Below are 15,555 nucleotides of genomic sequence, written 5' to 3' on the forward strand. Positions count from 1 at the left end.
TGTTCTAAATAAAAATAAGATGCACTACCTATACAAATTGTTAACGAAAACCCAGCTTTTACTGTTCCTGATTTTTCCAATTTCTTTAACCGCCCAACAACTGGAAATCCAGGTAAATAATGAAAACTCGGGTAGACAAGCCGATGTTAACATTAAGGTAAATGGAAAAACCATAGGAAAAACAGATAATAATGGATCATTCCTTATCAATTATGAACAGTTCAAACTACCATTAAACCTACAGATCAGCCATTCGGGCTATTTAACCCTATTTCATACCATTTCACCTGACACTGTAAAACAGCCACTGATCTTTACCCTGCAGGAAAAAAATGATTTGGATGAGATCGTAGTTACAGCAAGTCGCAAACCTGAACATATTTCAACAGTCCCATCTTCCATTTCGATATTAACGAGCAAAGAGATTGAAGCTCAAAGCCAAATCAACACGAATATTTCCAATATTTTGGGTAACAGCATTCCTGGTTTAGGGGTAAGTAGCAATAAGGCAACCAATACCGGACAAACCCTAAGGGGTAGGTCTGTTCTAGTGCTTATTGATGGAATTCCGCAGTCTACTCCGTTAATGAATGGAGCTAGAGATATCAGGTCTATTGATCCTTCAGTAATTGAAAGAGTGGAAGTAATCAAAGGGGCAACATCCATTTATGGCAATGGTTCTGCCGGAGGTATTATCAATTATATTACAAAAACCAATAAGGATGCAAACAAGGCAATTTCTGGAAGCAGCAATCTAAGAAGCATAATAAACCCTATCCATTCTTCAGAGACCATAGGCTATCGATTTGATCAAACATTATTTGGAAGGGCAAATAAATGGAATTATACAATCAGTGGTACAGCTGAGTATAATGGTCTCCAGCGGGATGCCGATGGCATTGCTCTTGGTCAGGTGGACGGTCTATCGAATTCACATCAGTACAATGCCTTTTTAAAGGTAGGATATGATATTAATGAGAATTCGGGTATTTCTGTTCTGTACAATTTTTTCAACAGTTCTCAACATGCCAAGTACATTAGTCAAACCGGTAAATATGGGCAAACTCCAACTATTGGAATCAAAGGTGAAGATCCAGGAAAACCTACAGGTACTCCATATAACCATAATGCCATGTTAAGTTATTTCAACAATAATTTAATAGGTTCTACTTCCATTCAGGCCTCCTTGTATTATAATACTTTTCGCTCAATGAATAGATATATTGAGAAAGGAACTGCTTGGTATGGCCCGGGGCAAACACAAATTAATTCAGAGAAAAAAGGTTTAAGGCTTAACCTGAACACACCCTTTAAGCTATTCAATGCCAATTCCGATATCACCTACGGATTAGACCTGCTGAATGATGTAACTGACCAAAATTTAACGGATGGACGTATCTATATCCCAGATATGAATATGGTGAACATAGCACCATATGCTCAATTGCGTGTTGATGTGTTAGAAAACCTGATTTTAAAGGGAGGTGTAAGGTATGAAAATGCTACAGTGAAAATCAAGGATTTCAATACTATCGCTACAGGTCCTAACAACGAAGGCAGTATCGCGGTGACTGGAGGAAAAATACCCTATAAAGGAGCAACATTCAACGCTGGACTTCGATACAATAAATATGAAATATTCAATCCATTCATTAGCTTCTCCCAAGGCTTTGCCATCAACGAGTTGGGAAGAATCGTAAGAAGGGCAACCGACAATGATCTGGATAGTATCAAAACTGACCCAGTAATCACCAATAACTACGAGATAGGATTTTCTAGCCATTACAGTATATTCAATTTCTCGGCATCCTATTACTATAGCACTTCAAAGATGGGCGTTGAATTAGTAGATGTTGGCGGATATTTAGTGGCACAGCGCCTACCTGAAAAAGTACAGGGACTAGAATTTACTTTGAATGCCGAGCTTTCCAAGCAATGGACCATAGGCGGAACATTTGCTCACGTGGAAGGAAAAGCAGAGGACTCTGAACAGGTATCTCACTACCTCAACGGCACGAGGATAGCTCCGAACAAAGCTACAGCCTACCTGATCTATACACCGACTGATGCATTAAATCTACAATTACATTGGATACATACAGGTTCTAGAGATCGTTTTGAACGCAATGATAAAGGCATTTACAAAAACAGCGAAGGTCCGATCAAAACCATAGACCTATTCAACTTATCAGCGAGCTATAGGATCAACAAACAATGGGGACTTGGACTTGGTGTGGAAAACCTATTGAACAAGGATTATTACCCGGTCATCAGTCAGTACAGGGCGGTGGATGCAGAATATGTAAAAGGTACTGGGACTACCGCATCATTAAATATTAATTATCGATTTTAAATGGTAAAAAGCTTCATCCTTTGGTTGCATAAATGGTTAGGCCTCACAACAGGAATCGTTGTTGTCATTTTAGGTCTGACTGGTTGTGTATACACGTTCTTTGATGAGCTAAAGTTAGTTTGTTATCCTGATCGATATATTTTAGATCAACGCTATCATTCTAGTGAGGCCCTCCCCCTAAGTCAACTTAAAGAAATTGCCGGCAAACAATTAAATGATGGCGAGTCCATTTCTAGGGTTGATCTGTATCCGGAAAAAAACAGGAGTTGGATTTTTCGCGTTCAGGAAATTGATCCCGATGCATTTGGTTATTGGAATTACTTCAAGACCTATAAAAGGATCTTTTTAAATCCATACACTGGAGATCTACTCTTTGTGGAGAATTCGAAAACCGAATTTTTCCAAGTTATTTTGCAGATGCACATGAACCTGTTGTTGGGCAATAAATACGGGACATGGGTTGTTGGAATCTCAACCATTATTTTTGTCGTCATCCTAATTTCTGGAATGGTCCTTTGGTGGCCAAAAAGATGGAAAGGAAAACCGTTGAAACGCAGTTTATGGATAGATTGGAAATCGAAATGGAAAAGGCTAAACTATGATTTGCACAATGTTTTAGGCTTTTATTCTTTTCTAATTTCATTGGTTTTAGCTATCACGGGTCTGGTTTTTACCTATCCTTCCTTTAAAAAGGCCTACATTTCATTTTTCAATTCCTTTGATGGCTCTGAAATCAAGAAGCTTGAAGGAGAACCTTTTAAAATCCCCAACTATTATCCAGAGGGTGAACAGCTTGATAATGCGCTCCACTTCCTATTGGAAAAGTATTCCAATGCTGGAATGATGTCCATTAGAAGTAGCAAAGCAGAAGACGAAACTTTTGATGTTCAGATCAGGATGACGGAAATGAAGACTGGTGATTTTAGATGGTATTACTTCAATAAAAAAGAAAACAATATTGAAAAGGTAACTTCTTCCGAAAATTTAAAAGCTGGTGACCGAATTGGGACATTAAATTACGACATCCATACGGGCAATATTTCTGGGTTGCCAACAAAAATCCTGGCTTTCCTTATTTCTTTAATTTGCGCGAGCTTACCAATTACAGGATTTGTGGTTTGGCGCAATAAGGTAAAAGGGCAAAAAAGAAAGGCAGAAAAGCAGATTAAAAAGCGTGATTTATTGAAATCCAATCAATAAGGGTCTACATCGACCTGAACGCGGACGCCCTTGTTTTTCTTATCCAAATCAAAATGCAATAATGCCTGTTTGATGAGTTCCTTTACTTTCGAAATAGAAATGTTCTTCCGTTCAATCTTCAAGGTAATGGTCTGAATAAAGTTATTCCTTACCCGAGCGACAAGCGGGGGTTCTGGCCCAAGGACACGTTCAGCTAACTGCTGTCTCAGTAGGGACGCTAATCTCTTTGCTGCATCATGTACAAGATCTTGATCGGTATGTTTTACATCAAGCTTGATCAATCTATAAAAAGGTGGATATTGATAATTCTTTCTTTCCGTAATTTCAGCCATAAACATGGCCATGTAGTCATGATTGGTGACCTGCTCGAGGATGCGATGGTTTGGAGTATTGGTTTGAATAATCACTCTTCCCTCCGACTGCCTTCTTCCAGCACGCCCTGAGACCTGTGAGAACAAAGAAAATGCCCTTTCATATGCCCTAAAGTCTGGAAAATTGATCATTCCATCGGCGTTAATAATCCCAATTAAGCTGACATTCCCAAAATCAAGCCCTTTCGTGATCATCTGCGTTCCGATCAACACATCGAACTCTTGATTATCGAAAGCCGAAATGACTTTATCAAAACCATATTTCCCTTTCGTGGAATCCAGGTCAAGGCGTCCAATTCGCAGATCAGGCAGTTGGATTTCCAACTGCTCTTCCACTCGTTCTGTTCCAAAACCTTTGCTCTGCATATTTGGCAATCCGCAGGCTGGACAAGTCTGCACCAGTTCTTCTGAAAAGCCACAATAATGGCAATGCATCAGGTTACTGGTTTTATGGTAAGTCAAACTAACATCACAGTTCACACATTTAGCCACATATCCACAAGTGCCACATTGCAAAAATGGCGTATGTCCTCTTCTATTTTGAAACAGGATCACCTGTTCTTTATTTTGAACAGTTTCTTCAATGGCCTTCAATAGCTTCAGACTAAAATAAGAGTACATCTCTTCCTTTCGGCCAGCTTCGGCAATATCCACAATTTCGATTGTCGGCAGCTTGGCCTCACCAAATCGTTCCGTCAATTCAATCAGACCATATTTACCGGCCTTAGCATTGTAATAGCTCTCCACTGAAGGGGTAGCAGAACCCAATAGAACTTTTGCTTGATGCTGATGAGCCAAGTAAATTGCCGTATCTCGGGCATGATACCTTGGAGCAGGATCATATTGTTTATAGGAGTTCTCATGTTCTTCATCCACAATAATCAACCCTAGGTTATGGAAAGGAAGGAAAACAGAGGATCTCGCGCCAATGACTACCTTAAACTCACCCTTATTTACTTTATGCCTTACTTCTGCACGCTCATTGTCATTGAATTTTGAATGGTAAACACCCAATTGATCCCCAAAATGCAATTTCAAGCGTTCAGTTATCTGTGCTGTCAAGGCAATCTCCGGTAATAGGTACAATGCAGATTTACCCTCTCGAAGCACAGCTTCAATCAAACGGATATAAATTTGGGTCTTCCCAGAAGCCGTTACTCCATGGAGCAAGGCAACATCTTTCTCAGCAAAGGAATTATTGATTTCATCAAAGGCCTGTTCTTGGGCTGGATTAAAACTAAAGTCTGGAGATAACAGAACATCCGTACCCTCAAATCTACTGACCACCTTTTCCTCAACTGTAAAGACACCTTTATCGATCAGGGCGGTTATTGCACCAGCTCCTGAACCGGAAACTTCCATGATATCCTGTCTGCTGACATCATTCTTTGTTTTGATAAGTTGGAGGAATGCAATGATTGCATCCTGTTGCTTTGGAGCTCGATTTAAACTATCCAATAATTCCCGTCTACCCTCCGGATCATTGAATTCGGAGGCTAACCTCAGAAAAGCTTTGGTTTTTGCCTTATATTTCTGCTTGATTTCTTCAGAGATCAGGATATATCCATGTTCAAATAGGTTCCTCAATAAAGGGAAAACCGTTTTTTGACCTAAGATTTTGATGACATCGTTTACCGTCAACTCACCAGCAAGATCCAAGGCTTCAAGAATCATATAGCCTTTATCTGAAAGCGAAGAACGATCTAAATTAGGGTCATCTGATGCGACGATTTTAGTTTCAGAGGCCATTTTTAGGGCTGCTGGCAAAGCCGCCTGCATCACATCACCTACATAACACATGTAGTATTCTGCGATCCAATCCCACATCTGCAATTGAGTTTCATTGACAATGGGATCATTGTCTACAACATCTAAGATATATTTGGCTTCATATTGATGAGGAGGTTCAGTCGTGATATTCTTGACCACAGCTGAATAAATCTTGTTCTTACCGAACTGTACGATCACCCGAACTCCTACTGCTACCTTATCATTCAATTCAAAAGGAACTCGATAGGTATAGGACTTAGCAATCGCCAATGGCAAAATAACCTCTACAAAATAAGTGACACGACCAGGAGCCGTTAAATCCAGTTGAGACATAAACAAAGGTAATAATAGTATTTATTAATAGCATTCAGTATAGGGAGCATGCTTGCCTGTTATTGATTTATTATTCGACAATAATCAGCCTTGCTAAGCAAAAAGGCACCAATGGTGCCTTTTTCAATTCTATTTTGAGAATAGTCAATACAGATTAAGCTCTATTTCTCATTGCTGCAATGAACAAGGCAACCCAGCCGACCATAAAGCATAGTCCTCCTAAAGGAGTCACCGGACCAATAACAGAGATATTTTCAATGCCAAGTAGGTTTCTTGTGCTCAACAGGTATAAGGACCCTGAAAAAAGGAATATACCGATAGTGAACATGATATACGAAACTTTAATGGACTGGCTTTTTGCTCTAGAAAATGTGGATAGGAATAAAAGTGCCAAGGTATGATAGAAATGGTACTGATTTGCAGTACCCCAAGTTTCTAGTTGTTTCTCAGAAATCTTACCTTCAAGACCATGTGCACCGAATGCACCAAGTATTACAGCTAACAAACCGAAAAAAGAAGCAGTTAGGATAATTTGTTTGTTCATAAATAAAGCTAAAATAATCGCTTATGATTTTTCGTTTATAAATGTATAAAATAACTTCTTAAAAAGCACTCCTATTTTTGCAATTTTGTCTATATTGAACACTAAAACAAACAAAAGGAAGACTATTCGTCCATGAGAAATACAATAATTGTTTCAATCCTTCTATTTATTGCGGTGGTGGTTGCGTCGGTATTTTACTTTGGGGATTTAAACAAGGAACAACAAGAATACGTAGGACCAGTACAGCATTTGCCGGAGGACACCTATTTAATCGCATCATTCCTAAATGATGCAACAACAGACAATATCTTCAAGGATTTTGAGATTTTTGAAGCCATGCTGGGCAAACACGCCATGCATGAACTCAAACAACTGAAACAAAACTTACTTCGTAACAAAGAACTGTCTCCATTGGTTGGAGGAGCTGAAATCTTGATGTCTTTCCATCCAGAGAAAAAAGGAATAAGCACCTTGTTTAGCATCCATAGCATGGATCAAGTCGACCAATCTGTATTGGATCAGACCTTCCTTACCCTGAGCAAAAAGTATAAAGTAAATACTGCCGATACAGCTGGAATACGCATCTATGAATTCAAGAACATCGAAAAGGACACGACTTTCAAGGATGACAAAAAACTGGACTCCGTTTTTTATGTGACCTACCAGGAAAATACCTTCTTCTCCAGTTTCAACAAGGGACTTTTGGTCAAAGTAAATGACAAGAAAGTTGAAAAACTTAAAAAAGAGCAGGTTACCTTCTTTAATGAACATAACAATCGGAATGCGCCATTTACCATTTATGTTCCCCAACAAAACATCGCATCCTTCATTTCTGTATTCAAGGAAAATCGCCCCGGTGATTTCTTAAGGCAATTTGTAAATCTAAAGGGAGAAACCGTTTGGAACATCAATTTCAAACAAGACGCCCTGATGCTGACGGGTGAAAGTCAGCTGGTTGATAAGGATAGCGAGTATATTGGACTTTTTGCAAACCAAAGCAAAACCAACCAACGCTTATACAATTATTTCCCTTCAAATACCATGATGTATGTGGAGTACTCTTTCAGTGATTCCAAATCTTGGTTTGAAGACCTAGCGATCTGGCAATCCAAGCAGGATAACTTCCAGCAATTACAGGGACAAGCCAAGGAAATCAACAACAATCGGGAAGGTCTATTGGCAGACTTCCAGTCAACCTTGGCTGGCAACTTTGCTGTTGCTGAGCAGAGCAATTCTGATTATTTAGGTTTCATCACCATTCAGGACAGCAGCAAACTGAATGAGATCATCGATAATATTGCGGAAAACGTAAGTGATAGTACTTATAGATTTAGATTTGCCAATATTCCTTATCGTTACTTTGGGGAAGGACTTAAAGCTTTTTCAAGACCATATTTCGTACGTATCAATGATATGCTAGTCATGGCAAATCAATTATCCACAGTGCAGGAATATGTGCGCAAATGGAAAAACAAGGATTTGTTGGTTGCGAGTCTAGGTTTTAAGAATTATGAACAAATACAGGGCAACGAGGCCAATGTCACCTTCTTTATCAATACTAAAAACGGCGGCAACTTCATTAATAACACCTTGAAATCTGAATATAGCCGTAAGTTCAGGGACGATGATGAATATGGATTCCAGGATTTTTATTCTTGGTCTTTACAATTATCAGGAAATACAGGGAATTTCATCAGCCGGTTCTACGCCATCTATAAAAGTAAAAACCGATTGGGAGTGACTCCCGAATGGACTTATGATATGGGCAGTAGGTTGATCAATGGCCCTTATGTTTTTGAACATTCCGATACTTCCCAATTCATCCTCGTACAGGAACAAGACCATACAGTGCATGCCATCCATCCTTCTGGGAATAAACTATGGTCCTCCGTGTTTTCGGGTAGAATTGTTGGCAAGGCAAAACAATTGGCCGACCGGAGTCTGTTATTGGTTACCGACAGAAGGAGATTATATCGATTCGATACCAGTGGAAAAACATTACAGGGCTTCTCCACCAGTGTTTCTTCTGAACCTACAGGAAGTCCAACCATCGCGGAGTTCAGTGGTGAACAGATCATTTTGATCCCTGCAAAGGACAGGATAATGGCATATGACATGGAAGGCGGACCGGTCAGCGGATGGGACAATGCAAGAATAGAAGGTGAACTTCTTGGACCAATTCACTTTATTGACCAGCAGGCCGTGGTTGCCAGCAGTTTCGGAAGAATTTATTTCTTTGACCAAACTGGCAATAAAACAAAGGAAATTGACATTCCAGGGGATGTTACGTTTGTGGGTTCGATGGGAATAGTGAACAAGGAAAATAATTATGAGTTTTATTGCACAGATAATGAGGGTAAATTACACCAAATAAAGGCAGACGGAACAAGCAAGGTCGTTCTGAATGGGGAATGGAAAAAAGGCTATGATGCTTACTTTGAAAATATCAATGGTACCACTGCTCCAGAATTGATCATAGTAGATGGCTCCTACCTTCAGGTTTTAGAACTTGGAGACAGCCCAAGACAACTTTATGACTATACGTTCACCCAAAATATAGATGCAGAACCTAATTTCTTCCCGGTTTCCAGCAGTATGTTTCAACTTGGAATTGCAGACCAAGAGAATTTAGTCTATCTATTTGCTGAAAATGGATCATTGGCAGACGGCTTCCCTGTGGAAGGATTACCACTGTTCTATTACGGCAAAATCAATTACAATTCTGGCAATTATTTATTAACGACAAAGCGAGATTACAAAATCTACGCCTTCCGACATTAACAGACTAATTTTCAATTGATTTAGATTGGCGATAATTTAAATAAAGTAAGATATTAAGCCGTAAAAATTTTTAATTGCAAACTTTTTTTCATTAGGTTTGCATTCACAAAAAACGTATGCTACAAGGAGAAGAATATTTAGAAGAGCTTTCCAGACCTAAAAAGATAATAATTACCACTCATCATAAACCCGATGGAGATGCTTTAGGCTCATCATTAGGACTATTTCACTGGCTTAAAGGAAAAGGCCATGAGGTGAATGTTGTGCTGTCATCTGATTTTCCAGACTTTTTAAGCTGGATGCCTGGCTTTGCAGACCTAATATACTTTCCTGATCAACCTGAGGAATCCCAAAAACTATTTGATGAAGCAGAAATAATCTTCTGTTTAGATTATAGTGCCCTTTCGAGGACCAATATTCTGGAACCCATAATCCGTGAGGCCAAAGGCCAGAAATGGATGATTGACCATCATTTAGATCCAGAAGATTTCGCAACCGTTGAGTATTGGGACTCCAGCGCAGCAGCAACGGCACAGTTGGTTTACACCTTTATTGCAGATGTCTACCACGACAAAGAATCCATCACTGCTGAAATTGCATCATGTTTATATGCAGGGATCATGACGGATACCGGTTCATTCCGTTTCAGGTCTACCACCTCTGCGGTTCACCATATCATTGCCAACCTGATCGATGCAGGTGCAAAGAATTGGGAAATTCATGAGAATATATACAATAGTTCCACAGAAAACCGTTTAAAGTTCTTAGGCTATAGCCTTTTGAACTGTTTGGAGGTGATTCCCGAATACAATACGGCCTTGTTTTCATTGACCAAAGATGATCTTTTGAAATTCAATGTCAGCACCGGCGATACCGAAGGTTTGGTGAACTATGCATTATCGATAAAAGGGATTAGATTAGCCGGTTTATTTATTGATAGAACTGAATTAATTAAATTATCTTTGCGTTCGATTGGCGATATCCCTTGCAATGAGATCTGCAGGAAATATTTCAATGGTGGAGGGCATTTGAATGCCGCGGGTGGCAATTCAACAGAGAAGTTGGAAGATGTGGTAGCAAAATTCAAATCTATCCTTCCGGAGTACTCAAGTTATTTAAAATAGAATATAATAAGCGTTATAAATAAAAAAATGAAAAAATCGATTTTAGTATTAACAGCATTAGCTGGTCTTTTTCTAGCTTCATCATGCCAAAGTTTCAAAAAAGGTGAAGGTGGTCTAGAATATAAATTCTTCGAAGACAAAGGTGGTGAAAAAGCTGTAGGTGGAGATGTTCTAGCCATGGATATTGTTGTTAAAACAGACCGTGACTCTTTATTGGCAAGTACTTATGATGTAGGATTGCCACAGATCGCCCCTGTAATCCCTGATTCATTGGTTCAAGGCGGATACGCTGGTGACAACAACACGATCTTGAAAATGTTAGGTGAAGGTGATAGTGCAACATTCAAATTGGACTTAGATACTATGGCTGCTAAAACAGGCCAACCAAAACCTGACTTCGCAGATAAATACATTCAATTTACTATCAAGGTTAAGAAACTTTTCAAAAAAGGAAGCTTAACAGATTCAGCTTTATTCGAACAAGTAAACAAATACTACTTGGCTGAAATGGAAGGTCTGAAAAAATCTGAAGAAGGAAAAATTGCTAAATACGTTGAGAAAAACAAATTGCAACCTAAGAAAACTGCAACTGGTCTTCAATACGTAATCAAAACTGAAGGTACTGGCGCAAACCCAGTTGTTGGTGATACAGTAGTTATCAACTATACAGGTGGTTTGACAAACGACAAAATCTTCGATACTAGCAACCCTGAGGTAGCTAAAGAAAAAGGTATCTTCCACCCAATGAAACAATACGAGCCATTGCGCGTACGTGTTGGTCATACTCCTGTTATTCCAGGATGGACTGAAGGTCTTCAATTATTGAAAAAAGGTGGCAAAGCTACGTTGATTATCCCATCTTCATTAGGATATGGTGAGCGTCAGCAAAGTAACTTGATCCCTCCTTATGCTCCATTGGTATTTGACGTTGAAGTATTGGATATTATCCCTGGTCCAAAAGGTGATACTCCACAAGTTATAGCTCCAACAGGTGCTCCAGTAGAAACTCCAGTTAACTAATAAGGAGTTCTTTTACAAAATTTATAAAAAAACGCAGTTTTCATTATGAGAACTGCGTTTTTTTATTCCATAGAACCAGATTAACTAACAATATATTAACTTTGGCAGCATGGAAGAGCAAATTGATCTGAAAAATCAGACTTTAACCGACACGCATACTCATATCTATTATCAAGCTGGAACCCCTAAACTGAAAGAACAGCTTGACCGATGTTTTAAGAATGGTATCAGCAGACTGTTTCTTCCGAATGTCGATGTGGAGTCCATCGACAAGGTTTTCCAAACCGTTGAAGCCTATCCTGAAAACTGTTTCCCTATGCTTGGTTTGCATCCTTGCGATGTAAAAGATGATTATCAAAAACAATTGGATCAGATCTACGCAAAGATTCAAGAGTCTAAGATTTATGCCATTGGTGAAATAGGGATCGACCTATATTGGGATCAATCCACTCTGGAAATCCAGAAAGAGGCTTTCAGAAAACAGATCCAATGGGCTAAAGACCTTGGACTGCCTATATCTATCCATTGCAGGGAGGCTTTTGATGAAGTCTTTGAGGTACTGGATGAAATGGCCGATGAGAAATTATTTGGCATTTTCCATTGCTTTACCGGTAGCTTAGAACAGGCTCATCGCGCTATTGCCCTAGGATTCAAACTAGGAATTGGTGGCGTGGTTACCTTTAAGAAAGCAGGCTTGGATGCCGTTGTGAAAGAAATCGACTTACAACATATTGTACTGGAAACAGATGCACCGTATCTGGCTCCCGTACCTTTCAGAGGAAAAGAAAACGAAAGCAGTTATCTGCTATATGTAGCCCAAAAGGTTGCAGACTTACATGAGATGGGAATTGAGAAGATCGCGGAAATAACTACCAACAATTCTAAACAAGTATTTAAGATTTAATTGATGTACAATATTTTTATCATTTATACCGGTGGCACCATTGGTATGGTAAAAGATCCAGAAACCGGAACTTTTATTCCTTTCGATTTTGAACTGATTGAAAAGAACCTACCTGATCTAAGTCGCCTGAACTATAAACTGACTGTGCACTCTTTTGAGCCTATCATCGACTCTTCCAATATGCGTCCAAGCATCTGGTTGGAGATGGCCAAGATCATCAAGGACAATTACGAGCTTTATGATGGTTTTGTAATCCTACATGGCTCCGATACCATGGCCTACTCCGCATCCATGCTGAGCTTTCTATTGGAAGGCCTACAGAAACCTGTTATTTTTTCCGGTTCCCAATTACCCATTGGGGAAATCCGTACGGATGCCCGCGAGAACCTGATGACAGCATTGGAGATTGCTTCTGCCAAGAGAGATGGCAAATCCATCATCCAGGAAGTATGTATCCTTTTTGACAATAAACTTTTCAGGGGTAATCGATCCTTTAAATACAATTCCGATAAATTCGAAGCTTTCCGTTCCCCGAACTTTCCCGTACTGGCCGAGGCTGGAATCCATATCCGATACAATGATGAGGTATTGGCCAATAATGCTGGGCAGGATTTTATCTGCCATTATCATATCGACAACCGTGTTGGGGTTCTTAAACTGTTTCCTGGCATCAGTCCCGAAACCATTAAGGCGGTATTGAATTCAGATGTAAGAAGCATTGTGATGGAAACCTTTGGTAGCGGAAATACCATGACGGATACCTGGTTCCTGGAACTGCTCCAAGAAGCCATCAAATCGGGAAAGAATATACTAGATATTTCGCAATGTAAGGTGGGTTCTGTAGAATTAGGCCGTTACGAGACTTCTCAGGGCTTGAAATGCATTGGAGTGCTCAATGGGTATGACATGACCTTTGAAACTGCTGTAACCAAGCTTATGTACCTTCAAGGTGAATTGGACAGTCAAGAGGACGTCGCACATTGGGTACAGCAGAGTCTGCGCGGCGAATTGACTAAAAATGATTAGTCAATACTTCCGCAACAACAAAAGTACTTCCACCGATAAATATGAGATCACCCTCTTGGTAATTCCTTAGGGTGGCTTCATAAGCTGCATCAATCGAAGCATATTCTTCACCCTTCAGGCCGAATGAATGTGCAAGTTCAGCCAGTTCCGCTGCTTTCATTGCACGAGGCATCTGGGGTGCAGCAAAATAATAGGTCGCTTGTTTTGGTAATAAAGGTAGAATGTGTGAAAGATCTTTATCCTTCATTGCTCCAATGACAAAGTGAAGGTTATTGAAATTTAAGGTGCTCAGATTACGAACCACAGCCTTTATCCCATCTTCATTATGCCCAGTATCACATATTATCCAAGGATCATTTGACAAGGTCTGCCACCTTCCCTTCAAACCTGTAGATTCTTGGACCTGACTAAGACCTTTCCTGATATCTTCTTCACCTAACTCAAAGCCCAAAGCCCTCAATTGATCAATAGCCTTCAGCACTCCAAGGATATTCTTCTTTTGATATGAACCTGAAAGATCCAATTGCCAAATGATACATTCTTCTGTCTTTTTGTTTTCAACCGTGATATCCAGGCCTGTCTGCTTCTTCTCAACCTGATGTACCTCATAATAGTCTTCAGCAAAAAAGATCGGGCTATCCCCTTCATTGGCTTTATTAATGAAGATATGTTCTATCTCACCCTGCTTTTCAGAAACAACTACAGGTACATGTGGCTTGATTATACCCGCTTTCTCCCCTGCTATCTGCTCCAATGAATCTCCAAGGATATTCATATGGTCCATTCCGATATTCGTGATCACACACAGCTCAGGCATAATGATATTGGTGCTGTCCAATCTTCCTCCTAGCCCTACTTCAATCACCGCAATATCAACTTGCTCTTTAGCAAAATAATCAAATGCCATGGCAACAGTCACCTCAAAGAAAGAAGGCTTAAGGTCTTCTATCAGCTCTCGATGTTCATTGACAAAATCAACAACAAGCTGCTCAGGGATCATTTGACCATCAATCCTGATCCTTTCCCTAAAATCCACGAGATGGGGGGAAGTATACAGGCCTGTTTTCAAATTAGACGCTGCCAATACAGAAGCAAGCATATGCGAAGTGGAACCTTTACCATTGGTTCCGGCAATATGGATTGATTTAAACTTTTGATGGGGATTGCCAAGAGCCTGGCATAGCAAAAGAGTTTTGTCTACATCGGGATTGATGGCACTGGCTCCATCACGAGTAAACATAGGTAATCGAGCAAACAAATACTCGATTACCTCTGCAAATGTTTTCATATAATTAGAATTATCTTACTCTAAATCTGAAGGTAATTAGCCCCGTTTGGGTCTGAGGCGCATTAGGCAGTGCATTCAATCGTGCTTGTTCAACTGCACGGATACACTTTTCAATTAATCTGTAGTCCGCAATGGTCGTACCTTTAGCCTGTCTGGCACGCACGATATTACCACTCTTGTCCACGGTAAATTCAATCTTGACAATACCGGTTTGCTGGCCATTGTCATCTATCTTCGGTGGCACCGTAAAACGTCTGTTTTCCAGTGATAACATCGCATCACCAAATCCCGAACCACCTTCGCCATAGTTACTAGCTAATGGATCCCCAAGTTTAGAACCTTGGTTCCCTGGTGTAGAACCAGTACCATCACCTGTACCTTGCGCATTATTTTTCTTGCCTTTGTACAAAGCATTAGGATTCACTGCTGGTGTCGCATTCTTTTTCTCCGCCGTAGCCTGCTCTGCATTTGCCTTTACGGGTTTCTCCGCTTTAGGAACTGCTGGTGCTTCTTCAACATCCTGGGTTGCTACTGCTTTATCAGCAATCTGCTGAGAAGGCGTAGGGATAGGTGTTGAATTCGGGTCTATCTTGTCCGGTTTCACATTGTTGGCATTCTCATCCATTGATGGTTCATCCACACTCATGTAATCATCTCCCATACCTTCTGGAGATGTACCATAGTTTACTATGATACCCCCCATACCGTATTCAGGAAGATTTTGACCAAATACAATAAAGAAACCAATAACGGCCAATCCAGCCATTACCAGTGATGAAATACCTAAAGCCTTTGGAAGATTATTATCTTCTCGATATTGATTGTAGTACATTTTCCTTGA

Annotated in this window: 11 protein-coding genes; 7 read left to right on the forward strand and 4 right to left on the reverse strand. The window is 40.0% G+C overall.

The features are described from left to right. The first annotated feature begins 19 nt into the window (after nt 1-19). Both NLF99_RS15630 and NLF99_RS15635 read left to right on the forward strand, forming a co-directional pair. Nucleotides 20-2,353: a TonB-dependent receptor gene (locus NLF99_RS15630; RefSeq protein WP_254529470.1), complete on the forward strand. Its 2,334-nt coding sequence runs from the start codon at nt 20-22 to the stop codon at nt 2,351-2,353. After that, nucleotides 2,354-3,553 carry a PepSY domain-containing protein gene (locus NLF99_RS15635; RefSeq protein ID WP_254529471.1) on the forward strand — a complete coding sequence of 400 codons (1,200 nt, stop codon included), beginning with the start codon at nt 2,354-2,356 and terminating at the stop codon, nt 3,551-3,553. Here NLF99_RS15635 and priA read toward each other — a convergent pair. Together priA and NLF99_RS15645 are read right to left on the reverse strand one after the other, a co-directional pair. Then, entirely contained in the window at nt 3,547-6,027 is a 2,481-nt protein-coding gene (gene priA, locus NLF99_RS15640; RefSeq protein WP_254529472.1) for a primosomal protein N', read from the reverse strand. The genes NLF99_RS15635 and priA overlap by 7 nt on opposite strands. 154 nt (nt 6,028-6,181) lie before the next feature. Next, entirely contained in the window at nt 6,182-6,571 is a 390-nt protein-coding gene (locus tag NLF99_RS15645) for a DUF423 domain-containing protein (protein ID WP_185213461.1), read from the reverse strand. Nucleotides 6,572-6,703: 132 nt separating this feature from the next. Here NLF99_RS15645 and NLF99_RS15650 point away from each other — a divergent pair, with 132 nt between their 5' ends. The 5 genes from NLF99_RS15650 to NLF99_RS15670 all read left to right on the forward strand — a co-directional run bounded on the left by NLF99_RS15650 (nt 6,704) and on the right by NLF99_RS15670 (nt 13,426). Then, nucleotides 6,704-9,352, forward strand: a complete 2,649-nt coding sequence (locus tag NLF99_RS15650; RefSeq protein ID WP_254529473.1) for a hypothetical protein — start codon at nt 6,704-6,706, stop codon at nt 9,350-9,352. A gap of 116 nt (nt 9,353-9,468) precedes the next feature. Continuing rightward, nucleotides 9,469-10,476, forward strand: coding sequence for a bifunctional oligoribonuclease/PAP phosphatase NrnA (locus NLF99_RS15655; RefSeq protein WP_254529474.1), 1,008 nt, complete (start codon nt 9,469-9,471; stop codon nt 10,474-10,476). A 27-nt stretch (nt 10,477-10,503) separates the two neighbouring features. Then, entirely contained in the window at nt 10,504-11,496 is a 993-nt protein-coding gene (locus tag NLF99_RS15660; RefSeq protein ID WP_185213458.1) for an FKBP-type peptidyl-prolyl cis-trans isomerase, read from the forward strand. Nucleotides 11,497-11,605: 109 nt separating this feature from the next. Continuing rightward, a complete protein-coding gene (locus tag NLF99_RS15665; protein WP_254529476.1) occupies nt 11,606-12,400 on the forward strand; it encodes a TatD family hydrolase in 795 nt (264 codons plus the stop codon). Between the two features lie 3 nt (nt 12,401-12,403). Beyond that, nucleotides 12,404-13,426: an asparaginase gene (locus tag NLF99_RS15670; RefSeq protein ID WP_185217747.1), complete on the forward strand. Its 1,023-nt coding sequence runs from the start codon at nt 12,404-12,406 to the stop codon at nt 13,424-13,426. Here NLF99_RS15670 and NLF99_RS15675 read toward each other — a convergent pair. Next, complete coding sequence (locus NLF99_RS15675) at nt 13,413-14,714, reverse strand: folylpolyglutamate synthase/dihydrofolate synthase family protein (RefSeq protein WP_254529478.1); 1,302 nt, start codon at nt 14,712-14,714, stop codon at nt 13,413-13,415. The two genes, NLF99_RS15670 and NLF99_RS15675, sit on opposite strands and share 14 nt — an antisense overlap. A gap of 10 nt (nt 14,715-14,724) precedes the next feature. Beyond that, on the reverse strand, nt 14,725-15,546 hold the full coding sequence (locus NLF99_RS15680) for an energy transducer TonB (protein ID WP_185217745.1): 822 nt from the start codon (nt 15,544-15,546) through the stop codon (nt 14,725-14,727). Between the last annotated feature and the right edge of the window lie 9 nt (nt 15,547-15,555).

The organism is Sphingobacterium sp. LZ11T8, assembly GCF_024261425.1.
GTDB lineage: Bacteria > Bacteroidota > Bacteroidia > Sphingobacteriales > Sphingobacteriaceae > Sphingobacterium.